At 72.3% G+C, this 22,744-nt stretch carries 18 protein-coding genes; 11 read left to right on the top strand and 7 right to left on the bottom strand.

Annotated elements, in window-relative coordinates; translation table 11 throughout:
- Positions 1-3 precede the first annotated feature (3 nt).
- From AB0J33_RS17495 to AB0J33_RS17465, 7 genes are all read left to right on the top strand, one after another.
- Complete coding sequence (locus AB0J33_RS17495; protein ID WP_363614672.1) at positions 4-2,418, top strand: nitrate- and nitrite sensing domain-containing protein; 2,415 nt, start codon at positions 4-6, stop codon at positions 2,416-2,418.
- Complete coding sequence (locus AB0J33_RS17490) at positions 2,418-2,840, top strand: roadblock/LC7 domain-containing protein (protein WP_363614669.1); 423 nt, start codon at positions 2,418-2,420, stop codon at positions 2,838-2,840. Before AB0J33_RS17495 ends, AB0J33_RS17490 begins: the two co-directional genes overlap by 1 nt.
- Positions 2,827-3,219, top strand: a complete 393-nt coding sequence (locus AB0J33_RS17485; protein WP_363614667.1) for a DUF742 domain-containing protein — start codon at positions 2,827-2,829, stop codon at positions 3,217-3,219. The genes AB0J33_RS17490 and AB0J33_RS17485 overlap by 14 nt, the downstream gene beginning before the upstream one ends.
- Positions 3,200-3,802 (top strand): ATP/GTP-binding protein, encoded by a 603-nt coding sequence (locus AB0J33_RS17480; RefSeq protein WP_363614665.1) that lies wholly within the window; start codon positions 3,200-3,202, stop codon positions 3,800-3,802. The genes AB0J33_RS17485 and AB0J33_RS17480 overlap by 20 nt, the downstream gene beginning before the upstream one ends.
- Positions 3,803-3,889: 87 nt before the next feature.
- On the top strand, positions 3,890-4,927 hold the full coding sequence (locus AB0J33_RS17475; protein WP_363614663.1) for a lactonase family protein: 1,038 nt from the start codon (positions 3,890-3,892) through the stop codon (positions 4,925-4,927).
- 157 nt (positions 4,928-5,084) lie between these two features.
- Positions 5,085-6,839: a substrate-binding domain-containing protein gene (locus AB0J33_RS17470; RefSeq protein WP_363614661.1), complete on the top strand. Its 1,755-nt coding sequence runs from the start codon at positions 5,085-5,087 to the stop codon at positions 6,837-6,839.
- A 212-nt stretch (positions 6,840-7,051) separates the two neighbouring features.
- On the top strand, positions 7,052-8,533 hold the full coding sequence (locus tag AB0J33_RS17465) for a sugar transferase (protein ID WP_363614659.1): 1,482 nt from the start codon (positions 7,052-7,054) through the stop codon (positions 8,531-8,533).
- A 7-nt stretch (positions 8,534-8,540) separates the two neighbouring features.
- Here AB0J33_RS17465 and AB0J33_RS17460 read toward each other — a convergent pair whose 3' ends face one another.
- Positions 8,541-9,671, bottom strand: a complete 1,131-nt coding sequence (locus AB0J33_RS17460) for a PP2C family protein-serine/threonine phosphatase (protein WP_363614657.1) — start codon at positions 9,669-9,671, stop codon at positions 8,541-8,543.
- A 97-nt stretch (positions 9,672-9,768) separates the two neighbouring features.
- On the opposite strand from AB0J33_RS17460, the gene AB0J33_RS17455 reads away from it, so the two are divergent.
- Positions 9,769-10,395, top strand: a complete 627-nt coding sequence (locus AB0J33_RS17455) for a MarR family transcriptional regulator (protein ID WP_363614655.1) — start codon at positions 9,769-9,771, stop codon at positions 10,393-10,395.
- Positions 10,396-10,425: 30 nt separating this feature from the next.
- Here AB0J33_RS17455 and AB0J33_RS17450 read toward each other — a convergent pair whose 3' ends face one another.
- Both AB0J33_RS17450 and AB0J33_RS17445 read right to left on the bottom strand, forming a co-directional pair.
- Positions 10,426-12,027, bottom strand: coding sequence for a GAF domain-containing SpoIIE family protein phosphatase (locus AB0J33_RS17450; RefSeq protein WP_363614653.1), 1,602 nt, complete (start codon positions 12,025-12,027; stop codon positions 10,426-10,428).
- 122 nt (positions 12,028-12,149) lie between these two features.
- Positions 12,150-13,388: an ROK family transcriptional regulator gene (locus AB0J33_RS17445; RefSeq protein WP_363614651.1), complete on the bottom strand. Its 1,239-nt coding sequence runs from the start codon at positions 13,386-13,388 to the stop codon at positions 12,150-12,152.
- Between the two features lie 77 nt (positions 13,389-13,465).
- On the opposite strand from AB0J33_RS17445, the gene xylA reads away from it, so the two are divergent.
- The 3 genes from xylA to AB0J33_RS17430 all read left to right on the top strand — a co-directional run bounded on the left by xylA (position 13,466) and on the right by AB0J33_RS17430 (position 17,654).
- Positions 13,466-14,653, top strand: coding sequence for a xylose isomerase (xylA, locus tag AB0J33_RS17440; protein ID WP_363614649.1), 1,188 nt, complete (start codon positions 13,466-13,468; stop codon positions 14,651-14,653).
- 9 nt (positions 14,654-14,662) lie between these two features.
- Complete coding sequence (gene xylB / locus AB0J33_RS17435; protein WP_363614647.1) at positions 14,663-16,090, top strand: xylulokinase; 1,428 nt, start codon at positions 14,663-14,665, stop codon at positions 16,088-16,090.
- Positions 16,091-16,220: 130 nt separating this feature from the next.
- Complete coding sequence (locus AB0J33_RS17430) at positions 16,221-17,654, top strand: MFS transporter (protein WP_363614645.1); 1,434 nt, start codon at positions 16,221-16,223, stop codon at positions 17,652-17,654.
- Between the two features lie 115 nt (positions 17,655-17,769).
- Here the strand turns inward: AB0J33_RS17430 and AB0J33_RS17425 are convergent, their stop codons facing one another.
- The 4 genes from AB0J33_RS17425 to AB0J33_RS17410 form a co-directional block, all read right to left on the bottom strand.
- Positions 17,770-19,446, bottom strand: a complete 1,677-nt coding sequence (locus AB0J33_RS17425; protein ID WP_363615184.1) for a glycoside hydrolase family 13 protein — start codon at positions 19,444-19,446, stop codon at positions 17,770-17,772.
- A 30-nt stretch (positions 19,447-19,476) separates the two neighbouring features.
- The gene (locus AB0J33_RS17420) at positions 19,477-20,523 is read right to left on the bottom strand and encodes a LacI family DNA-binding transcriptional regulator (protein ID WP_363614643.1); all 1,047 of its coding nucleotides are present in this window, start codon (positions 20,521-20,523) and stop codon (positions 19,477-19,479) included.
- A 70-nt stretch (positions 20,524-20,593) separates the two neighbouring features.
- Positions 20,594-21,562 carry a carbohydrate ABC transporter permease gene (locus tag AB0J33_RS17415; RefSeq protein ID WP_363614641.1) on the bottom strand — a complete coding sequence of 323 codons (969 nt, stop codon included), beginning with the start codon at positions 21,560-21,562 and terminating at the stop codon, positions 20,594-20,596.
- 1 nt (position 21,563) lies between these two features.
- Positions 21,564-22,610: a sugar ABC transporter permease gene (locus AB0J33_RS17410; protein WP_363614639.1), complete on the bottom strand. Its 1,047-nt coding sequence runs from the start codon at positions 22,608-22,610 to the stop codon at positions 21,564-21,566.
- Between the last annotated feature and the right edge of the window lie 134 nt (positions 22,611-22,744).

Below are 22,744 nucleotides of genomic sequence, written 5' to 3'. Positions count from 1 at the left end.
CTGATGAGAACCCGCGACTGGCCGATCCGCTCGAAGCTGACCGCGTTGGTCGTCGCCCCGGTGACCGCGCTGCTGGCGCTGTGGATCTTCGCGACCACGCTGACCTTCGGTCCCGCCCTGAACCTGCTCTCCGCCCGCACCCTGCTCTACGACCTGGGTCGCCCCGGCGAGGCCGTGGTCACCGAGCTGCAACGGGAACGCCGACTCTCGGTGGTGCAGCTGGCCAGCACCACCGAGCTGCCGGCCCTGAACGAGCAGCGCCAACGCACCGATCGGGCGCTGGCCGAGCTGCGTCGCCGGGTCGACGGCGAGGCGCTGCGCGATGCCGCCGACGACCTGCTGGAGGACCGGGTCGACCGGCTGCTCACCGCGGTGGCGGCGCTGCCGACCGGCCGGGGTTTCATCGACGACCGGATGATGGACCGGGCCGGCGCGATCGGCCTGTACAGCGGCATGGTCACCGCGGCCTTCCAGGCGTTCGCCGGGATGGCGACCCTGAACGATCCCGCCATCAACCGGCAGGCACTGGCCCTCACCGCGTTGGGCCGATCCCGGGAACTGCTCAGCCAGACCGACGCCATGTTGGCGGGCGTGCTCACCGCCGGCCGGTTCGCCCAGGGCGAGCACGCCCAGCTCGTGCAGAACATCGGCAACCAGCGGTGGCTCACCGAGAGCGCAGTGGCCGACCTCCCCGAGGCCGGGCGCGTCGCGTACCAGCGGTTGACCGAGAGCGAGGCGTTCACCAGTCTGCGCGCCATGCAGGAGGCGCTGGTCGGGGCCAACCGGTCCGGTCGGCCACCGGTGGACGCGGCGTCCTGGCAGGCCAGCTACGACGCCGTACAGCAGCAGTTGCGGGACTTCGAGCTGTCCGAGGCCGACGCCCTCACCGACCGTTCGGTGCCGATGGCGGTCCGCATCCTGGTACGCCTGGCCGCCGCCGGCGTGCTCGGGCTGGTCGCCGTGGTGATCTCGGTGCTGGTGGCGTTGCGGGTCGGCCGCACCCTGGTCCGGCGGCTCAGCGGCGTCCGCACCGCCGCGCTGGAGCTGGCCGAGCACCGGCTGCCCGACGTGGTGACCCGGCTGCGCCGGGGCGAGCAGGTCGACGTCGCCCGGGAGGCGCCGCCGCTGGAGTACGGCCACGACGAGATCGGCGAGGTCGGGCGGGCCTTCACCGAGGTGCAGCGCACCGCCGTCCAGGCCGCGGTGGACGAGGTGACCCTGCGTCGCGGGCTCAACGAGGTCTTCCTCAACATCGCCCGACGGAGCCAGAGCCTGGTGCATCGTCAGCTGCACCTGCTGGACCGGATGGAGCGACGTAGCGAGGACCCGGACGAGCTGGCCGAGCTGTTCCAGGTCGACCACCTGGCAACCCGGCTCCGCCGGCACGCCGAGGACCTGGTCATCCTCGCCGGCTCCGCACCCGGTCGGGGTTGGCGGAACCCGGTCGCGATGGTCGACCTGATCCGCGGCGCGATCTCCGAGGTCGAGGCGTACGAGCGGGTCGACGTCACCGACGTGCAGCCGGCCGGCGTGCTGGGTCGGGCCGTCGGCGACGTCATCCACCTGCTCGCCGAGCTGGTCGAGAACGCCACCGCCTTCTCCCCGCCGGACACCCGCGTCACCGTCAGCGGGGCGCGGGTGGCCAACGGGTACGCCCTGGAGATCACCGACCAGGGGCTGGGCATGTCCGCCGCGGCGCTGGAGACCGCCAACACCCGGCTGGCCAGCTCACCCGAGTTCGACCCGGCGCAGAGCGCCCGACTCGGCCTCTTCGTGGTGGCCCGGCTGGCGGCCCGGCACGGCGTACGGGTGCGGTTGCGACCAGCCGGCGAGGGCGGAGTGACCGCCGTGGTGCTGGTCCCCACCAACCTGGTCACCAGCGAGCCGCCGGCCGGGCCCGACCCGGACACGCTCGGCGTCACGTCGGCCGACCCGGGCCGCCGGCTGGCCCGTACGACACGCCGGGGCGCGGTGACCCGCCCCCGCACCCGCCCACCGACGGCGCCGTCCGCCAGCGCGGCCCCGCCCGCCCCACCCACCGGAGCGCCGACCGTGACCGCCCCGGCCGTCAACGGGCGCGACGAGGGTGTGGCGACCTCCGGCGAGCCGGCCGACGAGCTGGACGGCCTGCCCCGCCGGGTGCGACGGCGCACCCCGACCACCACCCAACCCCGGTCGACCGTCACCGACATGCCATCGCCTCGCTCCCCGGAGGAGGTACGCCGGGTGATGGCGGCGCTCCAGGCCGGCACGGCACGCGGACGCGCCACCGTCATCACCCCGGGCGCCCCCGCCACACCGGCGGCGCCAACGGCGGCAACGGGCCCGGCGGTGCCACCCGGCCCGGCGGTTCCGGCGATCCCCACCGACCCGCCGACGACCCCCGAACCTCCGACCGCGACTGAGAGGGACGCCTAGTGCGGGAATCGACGAAGCAGAGCGCCAGCCTCGACTGGTTGCTCGACGAGCTGGTGCAACGGGTACCGGCCGCCCGGGAAGCGGTGGTGCTCTCCGCCGACGGCCTGCTGCTCGGCAGTTCGGCCGAGTTGGAACGCGCCGACGCCGAGCACCTCTGTGCGCTCGCCGCCGGCTTCTCCAGCCTGGCCCGGGGCGCCAGCCGACACGTGGACGGTGGCCCGGTCCGGCAGACCGTGGTGGAGATGGAGTCGGCGTACCTCTTCGTCACCGCCGCCGGACAGGGCGCCTGCCTGGCGGTGGTGAGCGACGCCGACGCGGACATCGGGCTGGTCGCGTACGAGATGGCGATGCTGGTGACCCGGGTGGGGGAGAGCCTCGCCGCGCCGGCCCGATCGACAGCGGGCGCCGGTGACGCGGGCTGAGCCCCCCGGGCCGCAGCACGAGTGGCTGGACGGCGAAGCCGGCCCGGTAGTGCGCCCGTACACGCTCACCGGCGGGCGGGTACGCTCCGCCGTCGACGATTTCAACCTGGTCGCGTTCGTGCTGGCCGATGCGGACGTCGACACGGCGAGCCACTCGCACCTGCTGCCGGAGCACCGACGGCTGGTCGCGTTGGCCCGCCGGCCGGTGTCGGTGGCCGAGTTGGCAGCCGAACTGGACCTCGCGGTCGGCGTGGTCCGGGTACTGCTCGGTGATCTCCTCGCCGAGGGCCTGGTCGCGGTGCACGAGCCCCCGGCCGCCGGCATCCTTCCCGACGACGACATCCTCAAGGCGGTGGTCAGTGGACTCCGTGCGCTTTGACCAGGTGGGCACCAGCACCACCATCCCGCTGGCACTGAAGATCCTCATCGCGGGAGGCTTCGGGGCTGGCAAGACGACGCTGGTGAGCGCCCTGAGCGAGGTCCGTCCGTTGCAGACCGAGGAGGTGTTGACCGGCGCCGGGATCGGCACCGACGACATCTCCGGGGTGGAGGGCAAGTCCACCACCACGGTGGCGATGGACTTCGGCCGGATCACCATCAACGACGACCTGCAGGTCTACCTGTTCGGCACTCCGGGACAGGACCGCTTCTGGTTCCTCTGGGACGAGCTGGCCTTCGGCGCGCTCGGCGCGGTGGTGCTCGCCGACACCCGGCGGCTGGCCGACTGTTTCCCCTCCATCGACTACTTCGAGCAGCGCGGCATCCCGTTCGTGGTGGGTGTGAACTGCTTCGACGACTCCCGGCGGTTCAACCTGGAGACCGTACGCCGAGCGCTCGACCTGGACCCGGACGTGCCGATGGTGCTCTGCGACGCCCGGGACCGGCAGTCCGGCAAGATGGTGTTGATCTCTCTGGTGGAGCACGTCGCCCGACAGCGCGGTGAGCCGGTGCCGGCGGCCTGAGATCGGAGCCGGAAAGCCGGTTAACGGGCGGGCAACGCGGGCAGCCTCTGGTTGGATCAACCAAGGATGCCGGCGGAGGAGTGGGACGTGAGCGGTCAGGGCGAGGTCGTCCACATCGGGGGTTACACCGCGCAGAGCGGCGGACGGGGCAGCGGCATCGTCGCGGCGCGGCGCGACCCGCGGACCGGGGCGCTGACTCCGCTCGGCACGGTGGCGGTCACCCCGTCCCCCTCCTTCCTGGCACGGCACCCCACCCGCCCGGTGCTCTACGCGGTCAACGAGTTGACGGAGGGCGAGGTCAGCGCCTGGCGGGTCGGGGTGGACGGCGCGTTGGAGCCGCTCGGCAGCCGGTCGACCGGCGGCGCCGAGCCCTGCCACCTGGCGGTGCTGCCCGGCGGCGACCATCTGCTGGCGGCGAACTACGGCAGCGGCAGCGTCGCGGTCTTCCCACTCGACCCGCAGGGCGTGCCCGGTGAGCGTTCCGACCTGGTGGTGCACGAGGGGCACGGTCCGGACCCGGAGCGCCAGGACCACGCCCACGCCCACATGGTCTCTCCGGGCACGGGCCGGGGGCCGATCTTCGCCGTGGATCTCGGCACCGACTCGGTCTACCGGTACGACCTGGACGACGCGAGCGGACGACTGGTGCCGCGGGCGCCCCGGATCCGTACGACGCCCGGCACCGGGCCCCGGCACCTGGCCCGTCACCCGGACGGACGGCGCTGCTATGTCGTCGGTGAGCTGGACGCCTCGGTCACCGCGTACCAGCTGACCGACGACGGCGCGCTGCATCAGCGCGGGCGGGTGGAGGCGAGCGAGCGGGCCGGTCACGTCCAGCCGTCGGAGGTCGCGGTCGCCCCGGACGGTCGGTTCCTCTACGTCGCCAATCGGGGCGTGGGGACCGTGGCGGTCTTCACCCTGGCCGGGGAGTTGCCCGAGCTGGTGGCCGAAGTGGACACCGGCGGCGAGTGGCCTCGGCACTTCGCGCTGATCGGCGAGCACCTCTACGTGGCCGACGAGCGGGCGGACATGGTGCGGGTGTTCCGCCGCGACGCCGACACCGGCGTCCCGGAGGCGGTCGGCGAGCCGGTGCCGGTGCCGAGCCCGACGTGCGTGCTGAGCTGACCGACGCGGTCCAGACGCGAGAGTGGTACCGGTTCGGCAACGCCTCGGGGCTGCTGCATCACTCTCTGTTGCAAAAAGGTGGTCAACTGTTTCTCCTCCGTAACTTTAGTCCGAACGGATGTGGCAGAGATGCCACCTAGTACGCAAGATGGTCACCGTGTCAGCAGGCCGCCATCGCATGCGTTCGAAACTCCACCTAGCAGCCGCCGCCGCGACGGCGGGGGTGCTCGTCGTCACGACGGGCGCGTGGTTCGGCTATCGGGAGTTGATCCAGCCCAACTGCTCAGGCGAGATCCGGCTCGCCGTGGCGGTCGCCTCCGAGCTCGCGCCGGCGGTTGACGCCGCCGCGTCCCAGTGGGTCAAGGACGGCGCCGCGGTGGGCCCGACCTGCATCCGTGTCGACGTCTCCGCGTCCGACCCGGTCGACGTGGCGGCCGTGGTGGCCGCCAAGCACGGCGCCGTACTGGCCGGCGTCGGTCAGGCCAGTGGCACGGCCGTCAGCCCGGACGTCTGGGTGCCGGACTCGTCGACCTGGCTGCTGCGGTTGAAGAAGGACGCGACCGCGTTCGCGCCGACCAACGGCGCGTCCATCGCACGTAGCCCGATCGTCGTCGCGATGCCCGAGCCGATCGCCACCCGGCTGGGCTGGCCGGACAAGAAGTTCAACTGGACCGATCTGCTCAAGCAGGTCAACACCAGCACGCCGTTGCGTACCGGGATCGTCGAGCCGACCCGCGACGCGGCGGGCCTGTCCGGCCTGCTCTCGCTGACCGCGGCCGCCAGTGCCGCCGGCGGCGACGCCCAGCGCAACACCGTCGGCGCGCTCCGCGCCCTGGCCACCGGTCGTTCCTCGCTCCGCAACGACCTGCTGGCCCGCTTCCCGACGGCCAACGACGCGACCTCCATCGCCAGTGGGCTCGGAGCGGCGGCCCTGTCCGAAGAAGACGTGATCGCCTACAACAGCAAGAAGCCGCCGGTGCCGCTCGCCGCGCTCTACATGGAGCCGGCGCCGATGCCGCTGGACTACCCGTACGCGGTGCTGCCCGGCATCGAGCCGAGCAAGGCGTCGGCCGCCCGGGTGCTGTTCGAGCTGCTCACCAGCCCCACCTTCCGTAACCGGCTGGCCGCGCAGTCGCTGCGCGCGCCGGACGGCAACTGGGGCGAGGGTTTCAAGGCGCCGCAGGGTGCGCCGAGCCCGTCCGGTGGCGCGCCGACCGCACCGGCGAACGGTGGCACCGCGGCGGGTGGCCTGGACCCGGCCGCCATCCAGCGGGTCGTCTCCAGCTGGTCGATCGCCACCCAGTCCGGTCGGATGCTGGCCGTCATCGACGTCTCCGGCTCGATGAAGGACGAGGTGCCGAGCGCCAACAACCGCAGCCGGGAGGAGGTGACCGTCGACGCGGCACGCCGCGGCCTCGGTCTGTTCGACGACTCCTGGTCGATCGGCCTGTGGACCTTCTCCACCAAGCTGGTCGGCAACCGGGACTACCGGCAACTCGTTCCCATCGGGCCGCTCTCCGGCCAGCGGGCCCAGTTGGAGGGCGCGCTCGCCACCATCAAGCCGTCCAGCGGCGACACCGGCCTCTACGACACGATGTTGGCCGCGTACCAGGCGGTGCAGGAGGACTGGCAGCCCGGCCGGGTCAACTCGATCGTGCTGTTCACCGACGGCAAGAACGAGGACGACAACGGCCTCAACCAGCAGCAGTTGCTCGCGAAGCTCAAGCAGCTCGCCGACCCGGAGCGACCCGTCCAGGTCATCATGATCGGTATCGGCGAGGGCGTCAGCAAGGCGGAGCTGGAGTCGATCACCAAGGTGACCGGTGGCGACGTCTTCGTCACCAAGGACCCGAACGAGATCGGCAGCATCTTCCTCAGTGCCATCGCGCGTCGTCCACCGGCACCGCGCTGATCCGACGCTCAGACGTCCAGGGGCCTGCCGTACCGTCGATCTGGTGTGGCAGGCCCCTTCTCTCCCACCGGGTTGAAAAAGTGACGGCAATACGTCGGAAGTAATCGGCGGTCATAGTTGGCGAGGCAGGATGTCGACTGTTCCGGCATAGTCGGTCCGCCTCCGGTCCGACCCCGTCGGCCGGGGCCATCCTGTACAGAGTGGGAGGGCCGGTGACCGTGACGACACTGTTGACCCCCGCCACGTCGGCGGAGCCGGACGGCCTCCGAGCCGGGCTGGTCGCCCGCGCCGACGAACGGTCCTACATCCGGGTCCTGGTGGTGCTGGACACCACCATCCTCATCATCGCGCTGCTCATCGGGTACGTCGCCCGGTTCGGTGACGACGAGCCGACCGGCTCGGAGATCCCGTACGTGCTGGTGGCCCCCGGTCTGGTCCTGACCTGGCTGATCTCGCTCAAGGCGCTCGGCTGTTACGACGACCGGGTGATCGGCTACGGGGCGGACGAGTACCGACGGGTCAGCTCCGCCAGCCTGCGCCTGGCCGGGGCGATAGCCATCGTCGGCTACATCGCCGACGTCGGTGTCTCCCGTGGCTTCCTGGGCATCTCGTTCGCGGTGGGCACCGTCGGGCTGGAGGTGGCACGGTTCGCGGCCCGCAAGCGCCTGCACCGGGCCCGCTCGCTGGGGGCCGGCTGGTCCCGCAAGGTGCTGGTGGTCGGCGACACCGCCCACGTGTTGGAGTTGGTGCACACGCTGCGCCGCGAGCCGTACGCCGGCTACCAGGTGGTGGGCGCCTGCATCCCGGACGCGCTGCTCGCCCCGGTGGCGCAACGGTTGGATGACGTGCCGGTGGTGGGGTCGTTCCGGGGCATCCCGGAGGCCGCCACCGCGATCGGCGCGGACACGGTCGCGGTGACCGCCTCCGGCGAGTTGACCGCAGCCCGGCTGCGCCGCCTCGGCTGGCAGTTGGAGGGCACCGGCGTCGACCTGGTGGTGGCACCCGCGCTGACCGACGTCGCCGGCCCACGGATCCACACCCGTCCCGTCGCCGGCCTGCCGCTGATCCACGTCGAGGCGCCCGAGTTCCGCGGGGCCCGCAAGCTGGTCAAGGGTCTCGTCGACCGGTCCGTCTCGTCGCTGGCGCTGGCGGTGCTGCTGCCGCTCATCGCGTTCATCGCTCTGGCCATCAAACTGGACAGCCGGGGTCCGGTGCTGTTCCGGCAGGTCCGCGTCGGCCGGGGCGGGCAGGAGTTCGACGTGTTCAAGTTCCGGACCATGGTGGTGAACGCGGACGCGATGCTCGCCGAGTTGACCGCGCGCAACGAGACCGACGGCCTGATGTTCAAGATGCGCCACGACCCCCGGGTCACCCGCGTCGGCCGGCTGCTGCGCAAGTGGTCACTTGACGAGCTGCCGCAGTTGGTCAACGTGCTGCTGGGTCAGATGAGTCTGGTCGGGCCGCGTCCGCCGCTGCCGTCCGAGGTGGCCCGGTACGACGGCGACGTGGCCCGGCGACTGCTGGTCAAGCCGGGCATGACCGGCCTGTGGCAGGTCAGTGGCCGCTCCGACCTGAGCTGGGAGGACGGCATCCGGCTCGATCTGTACTACGTGGAGAACTGGTCCCTCGCCGCCGACCTCACCATCCTCTGGAAGACCTTCGGCGCGGTGCTGAACGGGCGCGGAGCGTACTGACCACCGGTCACGGTTGTGGGCCGGTCCAGTCCAGGCATACGACCACCGCGTCGTCGACCAGGTCGCCGGCCACGAACGCGCGCAGGTCACCGATCAGCGACCGGACGGCGTCCAGGGGCGCCATCGGGCCGGTCCGCCGCAGGAACCGGTCCAGTGCGGTCTCGCCGTAGCGGGTGTGCTGCCCGGTGGCCTCCACCACCCCGTCGCTGACCACGAAGAGCCGGTCACCGATCTCCAGCGGGAACTTCTGCTCGTGGTAGTCGGTCGCCTCGAACATGCCCAGCGGGAACTGTGCCTCCAGGGGTTGCTCGGTGACCTCCCCGCCGCGTAGCAGGACCAGTCGGGGTGACCCGGCGTCCACCACGGTCATCATTCCGGAGCGCAGGTCCAGCTCCATCAGCAACGCGGAGAGGTGCTGCTCGCCCCGGTACAGGTCGTAGATGGCCTGGTCGGCGAGGGCGGTCTGGTCGGCCAGGCTCAACCCGGCCCGGCGCGCGTTGCGCAACGCGTGGGTGGCCAGCGAGGTGAGCAGGGAGGCGGCCACGCCCTCACCGGTGCCGTTGATGGTGGACAACCAGAGCCGCTGCCCGTCGTCGGACCAGTCGAAGCTGTCGCCCCGCACCGCGTACGCCGGCTCCAGCTGCCCGGCCAGGCTGAACGAGGGACGGATCCGGCTGCGGCCGGGGAGCAGGTCCCACTGCATCTCGGCGGCCAGGGTGAGGCGTTGGGTGCGCCGCGCGGCCCGATAGACGTCGGTGCCGGCGGACACCGCCGCCACCTCGTGGGCGAGCGCGGTGGCGACGTCGGCCAGCTCGGCGATCACCTCCTGGTCGTCCGGAACGGGGGACAGGCAGAGCACCCCCCGCCGCTCGCCACGCATGGTGACCGGCAACCAGGCGGTGCCGTCGGTGAGGATCGGCGCCTGGTGGTCGAAGGCGCGCCAGGCCGGATGTCCGGGGCTGGTGATCGAGTCACCCTCGGTGAGTGGCAGCAGCTCGGCGAGGCGGTAGTCGACTTGGTAGAGTTCGACGTCGGTGATCCCGTACGACCGGGTGAGCACTTTCTCGATACCACCGACGAGCCGGTCAGCCGGTGTCTCGTTCAGGGCACGTCGTGCCTGATTGACCGGTTCGCTCATCGTCGCTCCCTCGTTGAAAGCTCGACCACCAGTAAGTTCGGAGTAGTCTCGGGCCACCATGGCCGAACTGAACCGTCCGACGGACCCTGAGACGAGTATGGCTGCCGCGCTGGACGCGGCGGCCGCTGCCCTGCTGGGCGTCTGGGAGTCTGCCCGGGAGGCTACCGCCAGCCGGGTCTCCGGCGCCCAGTTACGGGCAGTGATGGTGGTTGAGCAGTCCGACGGGATCAACCTGCGTCGGCTCGCCACCCGACTCGACATGTTGCTCAGCTCCGCCAGCCGCCTCTGCGACCGGTTGGTCGCCGCCGGCATGCTGGAACGCGAGCCCGGTCGCTTCGACCGGCGGGAGATCTCGCTGCACCTCACCCCGGAGGCCCGCCGGCTCCTCTCCGAGCTGCGGGCCGACCGACAGACCCAACTCGCCGCGGTGCTGGACGGGATGAGCGTGGAGGGCCGCGACGCGCTGCTGCGCGGAATGCGGGAATTCGACGAGGTCGCGCGCCGCCAACAGGCGCAGAAGCCGCCGGCACCGGGCGAGTCGACGAGCCAGGGAGACTGGCCGAACGACCCGGACCGCCCCGGTGGGCGGTCGGACGACTGGTCGGTCGATCCGGGCCGGCCGACCCGCGCGGTGTGGACGGGGCCGTCGGGCGGCCTGGAACGATCGGTCGGCGCCACCCGGGAGTGGCCGGCCGACGACCCGCCGGTGGCACGTACCGCCTGATCGAGCCGGTCAGGCCCGCGCCCCCGTCGGTCACGCTGACGCGCTCACGGCGAGCATCGCGATGTCGTCGTGTGCCTGGCCGTCCAGCCAGACGTCGACGGCCCCGAGCACCCGGTCGATCAGCGCCGCCGGGGGCTGCCCGGCCGCCGACCCGAGCGCGGCCCGCAGCCGGGCCTCGCCGAACATCGCCGCGTCGCGCGGGCCGCGCGCCTCGGTCACCCCGTCGGTGTACGCGAACAGCAGGTCGCCCGGGTCGAGGTGCACCCGGGTCTCGGCGAACCGCGCGGTGGTCAGCGCCCCCACCGGCATGCCACCGACCGGTACCGGGGTGACCGTGCCGTCGGCGGTGACCAGCAGCGGTGCGGGATGGCCCCCACCGGCGATCCGGATGTCCAACCCGGTCGGCCCCAGGTCGAGGGAGCCGAGGAGCAGGGTGGTGAACTGGCTGCGCCGTGCCGCGTCCGGGGCGTCGAACAGCGCCTGGTTGAGCAGGTGGATCAGCTCCCGCGGGCGTTGTTCGACGAGCCGCAGCGTCTGCAACGACTGGCGGACCCGGCCGGTCAGCACCGCCGCGCCGACACCCTTGCCGCACACGTCGCCGAGCGCGAACAGGGCGCCCCGTGGGTGCGGGAACACCTCGTAGAAGTCGCCGCCGATGCGCAGCGTGTCGCCGGCGGCCCGGTAGCCGCCGGCCATGGTCACACCGGGCACGACGGGCAGCGCGGGCGGGAGCAGGCTGGCCTGCAACACCCGGGCCAGGTGGGCCTGCTCACCGTGCAGGTCGGCGGTGGCCAGGGCGGAACCCACGCGGGCGGCGAACTCCCGGGCCAGCTCGACGTCGCGCGGGTCGAAGGCGGCCCGCCCGGACCGACGGATGAGCAGCAGGTCGCCGGCTGATCCGCCGGCGTTGAGCAGCGGGCTGACCAGCGCCGTGCCGGCGGCGAACCCGGGCGGCAGCAGGGCGGCCAGGTCGGCGGGCGGGGCGTCCGGCCAGGGGCCCGGCTCGGCGCGGTCGCCGGCCACCGCCTCGGCAAGCCCGGCCATGCTGTCGGTCAGCGCGGGGCCGGCCAGCCCGGTGACGGGGGCGGGCTCGCCATCGGCGTACCGCGTCCACCGGGCGTGCGGCTCGGCCGGCGCGGCCGGTCGGGGTAGCGCCACGGCGACGTCGGCCAGGTGGGGCACGGCGAGCGTGGTGGCGGTCTGGAGAACCTGGTCCCGGTGCAGGGTCAGCGCGAGCCGGCTGCCGGCCTGGGCGAGGAACGCGGTGCGGGAGCGTTCGGCGAGCAGGGCGTCGGCGCGGGCGTGCTCCTCGGTGACGTCGCGGATATACCACGCGTAGCGGGGGCCGGCCAGTTGCCGCCGGGCGCCGCGCAGTCGACGGCCGTGGTGCTCGGCGTCGAAGCGGTCCGCGCCGCTGGCGACCGCCTGGGCCAGGGGAGCCACCGGGCAGCGGGCCAACTCGATGCCGGCGTCGATCTCCGGGAGCAGCTCTGCCGCCATGGCGTTGACGAGGGTGACCCGGCCGGTCTGGTCCGTGGTCAGCACGGCCTCGGCGAGCCCGTCGAGCAGCTCGCGGGCCAACCGCTCGTCGCCCGGCAACGGGGTGCCGCCGGGTTGCCGGGTCGTGGTCACCGCCGGACGCCGGCCCGCGTCTGACGACGTGTGCGCATGCTGCTTCTCGACTCCTCACCGGATCGTTGCCCGAGGGCAAGGATACCGATCGGCCCCGACGGAAACCGCGGCGCGAGCGGTGATCAGCTTGGTCGGGCCAGCCATCCGGCCGGCTGGGCGACGATCCGGCGCACCACCGAGCCGGCGGCCCCTACCGCGGCGGCCTCCGCGCCGAGCGTCGACGGTCGAACCGTGACCGGCGACCAGGCGGCGGTGAGCACCCGACTGCCGATCTCGGCGAGCACCGGAGGGCACAGCCAGGGCGCCAGCGCCGCGTAACCGCCACCGAGCACCACAGTGTCCAGGTCGAGCAGGTTGACGACGCCGGCCACCGCGACGCCGAGCGCTGTCCCGGCGTCGCGCAGCGCCCGCAGCGCGTCGGCGTCGCCGGCCTCGGCCAGCTCGGCCAGCCGTGCGGTCGCGGTGTCCGCGGGAAGCTCCGCCCGGGCCAGCCCGGCGGCGGACACGATCGCCTCCTGGCCGGCGTACTGCTCCAGGCAGCCCTGCCCACCGCAGCGGCACGGGCGGCCCTCGGGGTGGACCGGGAGGTGCCCGATCTCCCCGCTCCACCCGCGTACGCCGCGAAACAGCGCCCCGTCCAGCACGATGCCGGCGCCGATGCCGACCTCTCCGGATATGTGCAGGAAACTGGACGGGCCGGGTGGCCGGGAGTGCAGCTCGCCGAGTGCGGCGAGGTTGGCCTCGTTGTCCACCGTCAGCGCGGGCACGCCGGGCACCTGCTCGATCAGCGGAGGATGCTCGGCGAGCAGCGCGGGCACCGGCACGTCGCGCCAGCCTAGGTTCGGCGCGAGCCGGACCAGCCCGCTGTCGTCCACCAGGCCGGGCACCGCGAGCGCGGCCCCGACCAGGGTGAGGTCGTGCCGGGCGGCTTCGTCACGGGCCGTCCCGGCCATCTCGACCAGCCGGGCCAGGGCGTCGGCGGGGGCCACCGGGCGCAGATCGGCTCGGTGCACCGTGCGGTGCCGGACCTGGCCGGCGAGGTCCACCACGCAGACCGCCAGGTAGTCGACGTTGACCTCCAGGCCGAGTCCGGCCGGCCCCTGGTCGGCCAGGACCAGTCCACGGGCCGGCCGACCGGCGCCGGAGCGGGGCGCCGGTTCGGACTCACTGACCAACCGGCCGCCGAGCAGGTCCTCGACCACCGCGGACACGGTGGCTCTGGTGAGGCCGGTCGCGGTCGCCAGGTCGGCCCGGGACGGAGGTCGATCGGCCGCGGCGATCCGGCCGAGGACCAGGGCGAGGTTGAGCTCGCGCAGACTGCCCTGCCGGACTGCGCCGGCCGGGGCGTGGGTGAGGCTCACCCCTTGACAGTGCCATATGGCGGGCAAATAATTCAATCGCTGAACAAATAGCGGACAACACCACCCGGAGGTCGCTCATGGCACCCCGTCCCACCCCCGCCGACAAGTTCTCCTTCGGGCTCTGGACCGTGGGCTGGCAGGCCCGCGACCCGTTCGGTGACGCCACCCGTCCCGAGCTCGACGCGGTCGAGGCAGTGCACCGGCTCGCCGAGCTGGGCGCGTACGGCATCACGTTCCACGACGACGACCTGATCCCGTTCGGCGTCGACGCCGCCAGCCGTGACCAGCACATCGCCCGGTTCCGCAAGGCCCTCGACGAGACCGGGCTGGTGGTGCCCATGGTCACCACCAACCTCTTCACCCACCCGATCTTCAAGGACGGCGGCTTCACCAGCAACGACCGCGACGTCCGCCGCTTCGCCCTGCGTAAGGTGCTGCGGCAGGTCGACCTGGCCGCCGAGCTGGGCGCCAGCACCTTCGTCATGTGGGGTGGCCGCGAGGGCTCCGAGTACGACCTCGCCAAGGACGTCCGCGCCGCGCTGGACCGCTACCGCGAGGCCGTCAACCTGCTCACCCAGTACAGCATCGACAAGGGCTACAACCTGCGGTTCGCCCTGGAGCCCAAGCCCAACGAGCCGCGCGGCGACATCCTGCTGCCCACCATCGGGCACGCGCTCGGCTTCATCTCCCAACTGGCGCACCCGGAGCTGGTCGGCCTCAACCCGGAGGTCGGGCACGAGCAGATGGCCGGGCTCAACTACGCCCACGGCATCGCCCAGGCGCTCTGGCAGGGCAAGCTGTTCCACCTCGACCTCAACGGCCAGCGCGGCATCAAGTACGACCAGGACCTGGTCTTCGGCCACGGTGACCTGATGAACGCGTTCGCCCTGGTGGACCTCCTGGAGAACGGCGGCCCCAACGGCGGGCCGGCCTACGACGGGCCGCGGCACTTCGACTACAAGCCCTCCCGCACCGAGGACATGGACGGCGTGTGGGCCTCCGCGGCGGCCAACATGAGCACCTACCTGCTGCTCAAGGAGCGCGCGGCGGCATTCCGGGCCGACCCCGAGGTGATCGAGGCGCTCGCCGCCAGCAAGGTCGGCGAGCTGAGCACGCCGACGCTCGGCGACGGCGAGAGCTACGACGAGTTCCTGGCCGACCGGTCCGCGTTCGAGGATGTCGACGTGGACGCGGTGGCCGCCCGGGGCTTCGCCTTCGTCCGGCTCAACCAGCTCGCCGTCGAGCACCTGCTCGGCGCCCGCTGAGGCCCCGCCATGCCGTTGGTCGCAGGCGTCGACTCGTCCACGCAGTCCTGCAAGGTGGTGATCCGGGACGCGGAGACCGGCACCCTGCTCCGGCAGGGCCGAGCACCGCACCCGGACGGCACGGAGGTCGACCCGGAAGCCTGGTGGCAGGCGCTGCGTAGTGCCGCCGACCAGGCCGGCGGGTTGGCCGACGTGGCGGCGATCTCCGTCGCCGGCCAGCAGCACGGCATGGTGTGCCTCGACGAGGACGGCCGGGTGGTCCGCCCGGCACTGCTGTGGAACGACACCCGATCCGCCGACGCCGCCGCCGACCTCGTCGAGGAGGCCGGCGGCGGCCAGGCCGGAAGCCGATTCTGGGCCGAGGCCACCGGCAGCGTTCCGGTGGCCAGCTTCACCATCACGAAGCTGCGCTGGCTGGCCAGGCACGAACCGGAGTTGGCCGCCCGGGTGGCCGCCGTCTGCCTGCCGCACGACTGGCTGACCTGGCGGCTGGCCGGCGCACCCGGACTGGGCGCGCTGCGTACCGACCGGGGCGACGCCAGCGGCACCGGTTACTGGTCGCCGGCGACCGGCGACTACCGACTGGACCTGCTGGAGCGGGGCTTCGGTCGGCGGTTGGTGGTGCCCGAGGTGCTCGGTCCGGCGGAGTCGGCGGGGAAGCTCGCCGACGAGCTGGGCGGGCCGGGCGGCGCGCTGCTCGGCGCCGGCACCGGGGACAACGCCGCCGCCGCACTGGGCGTCGGCGCCGGCCCGGGTGACGTGGTCGTCTCGATCGGCACCTCCGGCACCGTGTTCAGCGTCGCCGACGTGCCGGCCGCCGACGAGAGCGGTGCGGTGGCGGGCTTCGCCGACGCGTCCGGTCGGTTCCTGCCGCTGGTCTGCACGCTCAACGCGGCCCGGGTGCTGGACGCCGCCGCCGCGCTGCTCGGCGTCAGCCTGGACGAGCTGGCCGAGTTGGCGCTCTCCGCGCCGGCCGGGGCGGACGGGCTGGTCATGGTGCCCTACCTGGAGGGGGAGCGGACGCCGAACCGACCGCTCGCCACCGGCGCGGTGCACGGCCTGACCCTGCGCACGTCGACCCCCGCGCACCTCGCGCGGGCCGCCGTCGAGGGCATGCTCTGCGCGCTCGCCGACGGCCTGGACGCGCTGACCGCGCAGGGTGCCACCGTCCGCCGGGTCATCCTGGTCGGCGGCGGCGCCCGGTCGGCCGCGGTGCGTCGGATCGCCCCGCAGGTCTTCGGCTGCCCGGTCGTCGTCCCGCCCGCCGGGGAGTACGTCGCCGACGGCGCCGCCCGGCAGGCCGCCTGGGTCGCCCTGGGTGGTGCCGCGCCGCCGGTCTGGGCGGTCGAGGGCACCGAGGAGTACGCGGCGCAAGCCGTCCCCGCCGTGCGCGACCAGTACGCCGCGGCTCGCGGGTTGGTGCTCGACCGGCGCTGACCGTGCAGCCTGCGAAACGGTTTCCGGGCGGCGCTGAGCGTCGGGATCGACACGGGTGGGTGCCGGCCGAAGGTGACCGGCACCCACCCGCGTGACGACGCCCGGCACCGGGTCTGGTTGGCTGCCGGTCATGACGGTGACCAGTGGCGGGTCGGACCGGCGCCCGCACGGTCGGGGCGGTGGGCCGGCGCACCGGCTGTACAGCGTCGTGGTGTTCGTGCTGCTCGCCTCGCTGGACAACGTGGCGATCGGGCTGGTCCCGCCGCTGTACGGCCCGATCTCCGACGCGTTCGACGTGTCCGGCCGGCTGCTCGGTGTGGTCACCGCGGTCAGCTTCCTGGTCAGCGCGGTCGCCGCGGTCGGCTGGGCGTATGTCGGGGACCGGACCAACCGGAAACCGCTGCTCATGGTGGGCACGCTGCTCTGGGCGGCGGGCACCGGCGGTAGCGCGCTCGCCGGCGGTTACCTGACGTTCCTGGCCGCGCAGCTGGTCGCGGCGGTCGGTCTCGGCGCGGTCGGCTCGGTGGGCTTCTCCGTGGTCACCGACCTGATCTCACCGAGGCGACGCGGGCTGGTGATGAGCTTCTGGGGGCTCTCCCAGGGGGTCGGCACCCTCGCCGGCACGCTCGTCGGCGGGCTGCTCGGGTCGACCGACTGGCGGCGGCCGTTCCTGCTGTTGACCGGCGTCGGCCTGGCCGCCACCCTGGCCTACCTGTTCACCTACGACATCCGGCGGGGCCAGAGCGAGCCGGAGTTGGCCGGCCGACTGGACGCCGGCGCCGAGTACGACTACCGGATCAGCCGCGCCGACCTGCCACGCATCCTGGGGCGGCGGACCAACCGGTGGCTGATCCTGCAGGGTCTGACCGCGCAGGCCGCGTTCGGCTCGTTGGTCTGGCTGCCGGTGCTCTTCGCCGAACGGGCCGAGGCGCAGGGCTACTCGGCGTCGACCGCGGTGGTGGTGGGCAGCGTCTTCGCCACCCTGTTCCAGCTCGGCGGGGTGCTGTCCATCGTGGGCGGGCTGGTCGGCGACTCGGTGCAACGGCGTACCCCGAGAGGGCGGGCGCTGGTCGCCTCGGTCGGCATCCTCGCCGCGCTGCCCTTCTACCTGGTGTTGTTCTTCGTACCGGTGACCATCGACGTGCCGGACGGCGCGAGCGGCGGGGCGGTGGTCGGTGCGGTGCTGGCCAGTGTGTTCACCGAGCCGTCGGTCGGGCTGAGCCTGCTCACCGCGATCGTGGCGCTCGCGTTGACCTCGGCCAACTCACCGAACTGGTTCGCGTTGATCGCCGACGTCAACCCACCGGAGCACCGGGGCACGGTCTACAGCCTGGGCAACCTGGTCAACGGGGTCGGTCGTGCGGCCGGCAACGGACTGGTCGGGGTGGCCTTCCAGGCGCTGCGGACCGCGTTCCCACCGCCGTTGAACTTCGCCGTCGGGCTGGCCGCGTTCCAGCTCTTCTTCATCCCGACCGGCGTCATGTACTGGCTCGCCTCGCGGACCTCACCGGCGGACATCGACAACGTCCACGACCTGCTACACACCCGAGCCGACCGCCTCTAACCGCCCGCGCCCGCTCCGCGCCTGGCAAGATCGCGCTACTTCCTGGTTCTAGTTGCCTTCGGCCGGGACGAGGCCACTAGATCCTGAAAGTAGCGCGATCTTGACGGTGGGCGGGTCAGGCGGAGCGAAGCCAGACCGTCACGTCGGTCGGGACCGCGCCGTCGTCGTCCAGGGGTGCGCTGGCGGCGAGTACCTCGGCACCGGCCGGCACCGGCACCGGGGCGGCACCGAAGTTGGTCAGCACGGTCAGCTCACCGTTGCGGAAGGTCAGCACCTCGTCGCCGGAGGACAACCACTCCAGGGTGCCGCGACCCAGCCCGTGGGCTCGACGCAACCGCAGCGCGGTGCGGTACAGCTCGTACGTCGAGCCGGGCACGTCGCGCTGGCGGTCCAGCGCGTACTCCGCCCAGAGCGCGGGTTGCGGCAGCCAACTCGCGTCGGTCGGTCCGAAGCCGTACGACGGGGCGTCGGCCTCCCACGGGATCGGCACCCGGCAGCCGTCCCGGCCGCGCTGGGTGTGCCCGCTGCGCGCCCAGGTCGGGTCCTGCCGGGCCTCGTCGGGCAGGGTGGTGTGCTCGGGCAACCCCAGCTCCTCGCCCTGGAACAGGTACGCCGAGCCGGGCAGGGCGAGCATCAGCAGGGTGGCCGCCCGGGCCCGACGCAGACCGAGCGCGGCGTCCGGCTGCGGGTCGCCGACGCCGATGCCGTTGGGGCGTACGGTGCCGATCGGCAGGCCGAGCCGGGACGCGTGCCGCACCACGTCGTGGTTGGACAGCACCCAGGTGGTCGGCGCGCCGACCGAGTCGGTCGCCTCCAGCGAGCGGGTGATCACCGCGTACTGGGCCGGTGCGGTCCACGCGGCGAGCAGGTACTCGAAGTTGAACGCCTGGTGCATCTCGTCCGGGCGGACGTAGCGGGCCAGTCGCTCGGCCGGCTCCACCCAGGCTTCGGCGACCAGCACCCGCTCGCCGGGGTAGCTGTCCAGCACCTGCCGCCACTGCCGGTAGATCTCGTGCACGCCGTCCTGGTCCCACATCGGCGGGCGCGGTTTGTCGATCTCGTTGCCGGAGAGGATCTCCTGCGGCTCCTGCCAGTCGGGCAGGTCGGCCTGCTTGATCAGGCCGTGCGCCACGTCGACCCGGAAGCCGTCCACCCCGCGGTCCAGCCAGAACCGCAGCACGTCCAGGAACTCCGCGTGCACCTCCGGGTTGTCCCAGTTGAGGTCCGGCTGGCCGGTGTCGAACAGGTGCAGGTACCACTGGCCGGGCTGCCCGTCGGGGTCGACCGTCCGGGTCCAGGCGGGACCACCGAAGACGCTCTGCCAGTCGTTCGGCGGCTGGTCGCCGGCCGGGCCGCGGCCGTCCCGGAAGACGTACCGGGACCGTTGCGGGCTGCCCGGCGCGGCCGACAGCGCCTCCTGGAACCAGCGGTGCGCCGAGGAGGTGTGGTTGGGCACCAGGTCGACGATCACCCGCAGGTTGCGGGACCGGGCCTCGGCGATCAGCTTGTCCGCGTCGGCGAGGGTGCCGAACAGCGGGTCGATGTCGCGGTAGTCGGCCACGTCGTAGCCGGCGTCGGCCTGCGGCGAGGGGTAGAAGGGAGAGAGCCACACCGCGTCGACACCCAGCTCGACCAGGTGGTCGAGGCGGGCGGTGATGCCGGGCAGGTCACCGATGCCGTCCCCGTCCGAGTCGGCGAACGAGCGGGGGTAGATCTGGTAGATGGCGGCCTCGGTCCACCAGCCGGTGACCGGGTGACCGGAGCGGGTCTGCTGCGTCGGATCGGTGTTCAGGGTCGTCTCCCGTGGTGCGGTGTGTGGATTTCAGTGTGCCCGGGGCGGTGCGGTCGAGTCCCGGACCACCAACCGGGTGGGCAGGACCACCGGAGTGTCGCAACCGGCGCCCCGCTGACTGACGATGGGGCCCGGTGGGCGGGCCCCGAGCGGGTCGAGCAGCATCTGGGCGGCCAACCGGCCCTGCTCGGCGGCGGGCTGGGCGACGGTGCTGAGGCCGAGCACGCTGGCCAGGTCGTGGTCGTCGATGCCGATCACACTCACGTCCTGCGGTACCCGCAGTCCGACGTCACGCAGGGCGGTCAGCGCGCCCATCGCCATCTCGTCGCAGGCGGCGACGATCGCGGTCGGCGGTTCGCCGCGGGCCAGCAGCTCGGCGGTGGCCTGGGTGCCGCCGTCGATGGTGAAGGTGGACTCCACGTCCAGGGTCGGGTCGGGTCGCAGGCCGGCGGAGCGCAGCGCCGCCTGGTAACCCCGCCGTCGGTCCAGGTGGGTGGTGAAGGCCAACTCGTCGTCCGGGTCGCCGGAGATGTGGGCGATCCGGTGGTGGCCGAGGTCGATCAGGTGGCGGGTGGCGGTCCGCGCGGCGGCCACGTCGTCGATGCGTACGCACGGCCAGTTGGGCACCCGGCTGCCCGAGCTGATGGTGACGCCGGGCAGTTCCAGGGCGGCCAAGGCGGTCAGGTCCGCCGGTCGCAGGGGCGTGGCGACCAGCATCATGGCGTCCACCCGCTTGTGCAGGTTGGCCGTCCGCAGGACCCGCTGGCGGATCTGCTCCCGGCCGCCCAGGTTGTAGAGCAGCAGGTCGTAGCCGGACTGGTGCAGGTACTCCTCGACCGCCTCGACGACGGTGCTGAAGAACCAGCGGGTGATCCGGGGAACCACCACCGCGACCGTGCCGGTACGGCCGCCGGCGAGCCGGGACGCGCTCGGTGAGACCTCGTAGTCGAGCTGCTCGGCGGCGGCGAGCACCCGGCGTCGGGTGGCGGCCGAGACCGTCGGCAGTCCGCGGAGCGCCCGCGAGACGGTGGCCGTGGACACTCCGGCCAACCGGGCCACATCATCGATCCTCGTCACGGTTTTCCCCCGCTCGGTGCCCGGTGCGCCCGCCGCCGCCCAAGGGGCCAGGCGGCGGCGGGCGCGCGGGTCAGCCCTTGACGCTGCCGGCGAGCAGACCTCGCACGAAGAAGCGCTGCAGGGACAGGAACACGATGAGCGGTATGACGATGCTGACGAACGCGCCGGCGGTCAGGCGCTGCCACTCGTTGCCCCGGGTGCCGGCCATTTCGGCGAGCCGGACGGTGAGCGGGGCGGTCTCGTCGCCGCCACCCGCGAAGATCAGCGCGACCAGCAGGTCGTTCCAGACCCAGAGGAACTGGAAGATGCCGAACGCCGCCAGCGCCGGGGTGATCAGGGGCAGCACGATGGTGCGGAAGATCTTCGGGTGGGTGGCCCCGTCGACCCGGGCCGCCTCCATCAGGTCACCCGGCAGTTGCGAGATGAAGTTGTGTAGCAGGAAGACGGCGAACGGCAGCGCGAAGCAGGTGTGCGCGAACCACACCTGGGCGAACTTCTGCTCGTCGACCAGGTCCCAGGCCGGCATCAGGGTGACGCCGCCGAGGGTGACGCCGGTGGAGAAGAACTTCAGCAGCGGCACCAGGGCCATCTGCAACGGCACGATCTGCAACGCGAAGATCGCGATGTAGAGCCAGTCCCGGCCGCGGAAGTTGATCCACGCCAGCGCGTACGCGGCGAGGCATGCGAAGGCGAGCGGGAAGAGCACCGACGGGATGGTGATCGCCAGCGAGTTGATGAAGGACCCGGCAAGCTGCCCGGAGGACGCCGACCGCCCGAACAGGACCTGCTGGTAGTTCTCGAACGTGAACTGCGGGTTGGTGAAGCCTGTCCACCAGCCGGTGGTCTTGATCTCGTCCTCCGGGCGGAGGGAGGAGACGAGCAGGCCGAAGGTCGGGATGGTCCAGACCACCGCGATGACGATCGAGACGAGCGTCGCGGTGCGGCTGTTCAGGCGCTTGCGGACCCGCCCGGCCGTGGTGGTGGGGGTGCCGTCGGTCTTCTGGGTGCCGGTGGCGACGGTGGGCGTTGCGGTGGTCATCTCAGCCCTCCCGCTGCTGACGGAGGTTACGGATCTGGTAGATCACGACCGGGATGACCAGGATGAAGAGGAAGACCGCGAGCGCGGAACCCCGCCCGTTCTCGCCGTACCGGAACGCCTGGTTGTACATCTCGTTGGCGATCACGCTGGTGTCGTAGTTGCCGTTGGTCGAGGTCCGGACGATGTCGAAGACCTTGAGCGTGGCGATCGTGAGGGTCACCATCACGACGATCAGCGCCGGCCGGATGCTCGGCATGGTGATCTGCCAGAACATCTGCCACGGGCTGACCCCGTCGAGCCGGGCGGCCTCGACGATGTCGCCGGGGATCGCCTTGATCGCGGCGGAGAGCACCACCATGGCGAAGCCGGCCTGGATCCAGATCATGATGACGACCAGCAGCAGCGTGTTCAGTGGTGATTCGAGCAGCCACTGCTTGGGCTCACCGCCCAGGCTGACCACGATCTGGTTGAGCAGACCGATCTGGTCGCCCTCACCTCGGTACGCGTAGACGAACTTCCAGATGATGCTGGCGCCGACGAAGGAGATGGCCATCGGCAGGAAGATCAGTGACTTGGCCACCGCCTCGAACCGGGCCTTGTCCACCAGTACGGCGTAGATCAGGCCGAACCCGGTCGCCACCAGGGGAACCAGGAGCACCCAGACCAGGGTGTTGATCAGGACCCGGACGATCGAGTCGTCGGAGAACATCCAGCCGAAGTTGTCCAACCCCACCCACTCCGTGCTGGTCCTGTTCATCAGGGAGAGCAGCATGGTGCGGATGGCCGGCACGACCAGGCCGATGGTGAGCAGCAGCAGCGTCGGCAGCAGGAAGAAGAACGCGAAGATCCCTTCCCGCTGCTTGGGTCGACGGGGCAGCGGGGCCCCGCTCACGGAGGCGGCGACGAGCTGCGCCTCCCGTCGGCGGGCGAACCAGGCCGGCACCACGTCGAGCAGCAGGAGCAGACCACCCACCACCAGTACGAAGGCGACCAGCCCGTACATCAGCATGAGGAGCTTCGGCTGCTCGTCGGCGAAGTCGAACTCCATCAACCCTCCCTTCCGGGTCCACCTCGGCCGGTGGCCCGGCCATCGTGTGGGAGCAGGCGTACGCGCTCGACTACCGCGTGCAGGTCTCCGCCGACGGCGACGCCTGGACCGACGTGACGTCGGTCAGCAACGAC

This window comes from Micromonospora sp. NPDC049645 (assembly GCF_040675155.1).
Lineage (GTDB): Bacteria > Actinomycetota > Actinomycetes > Mycobacteriales > Micromonosporaceae > Micromonospora.
This window is presented reverse-complemented; position numbering and strand designations above follow the sequence as displayed.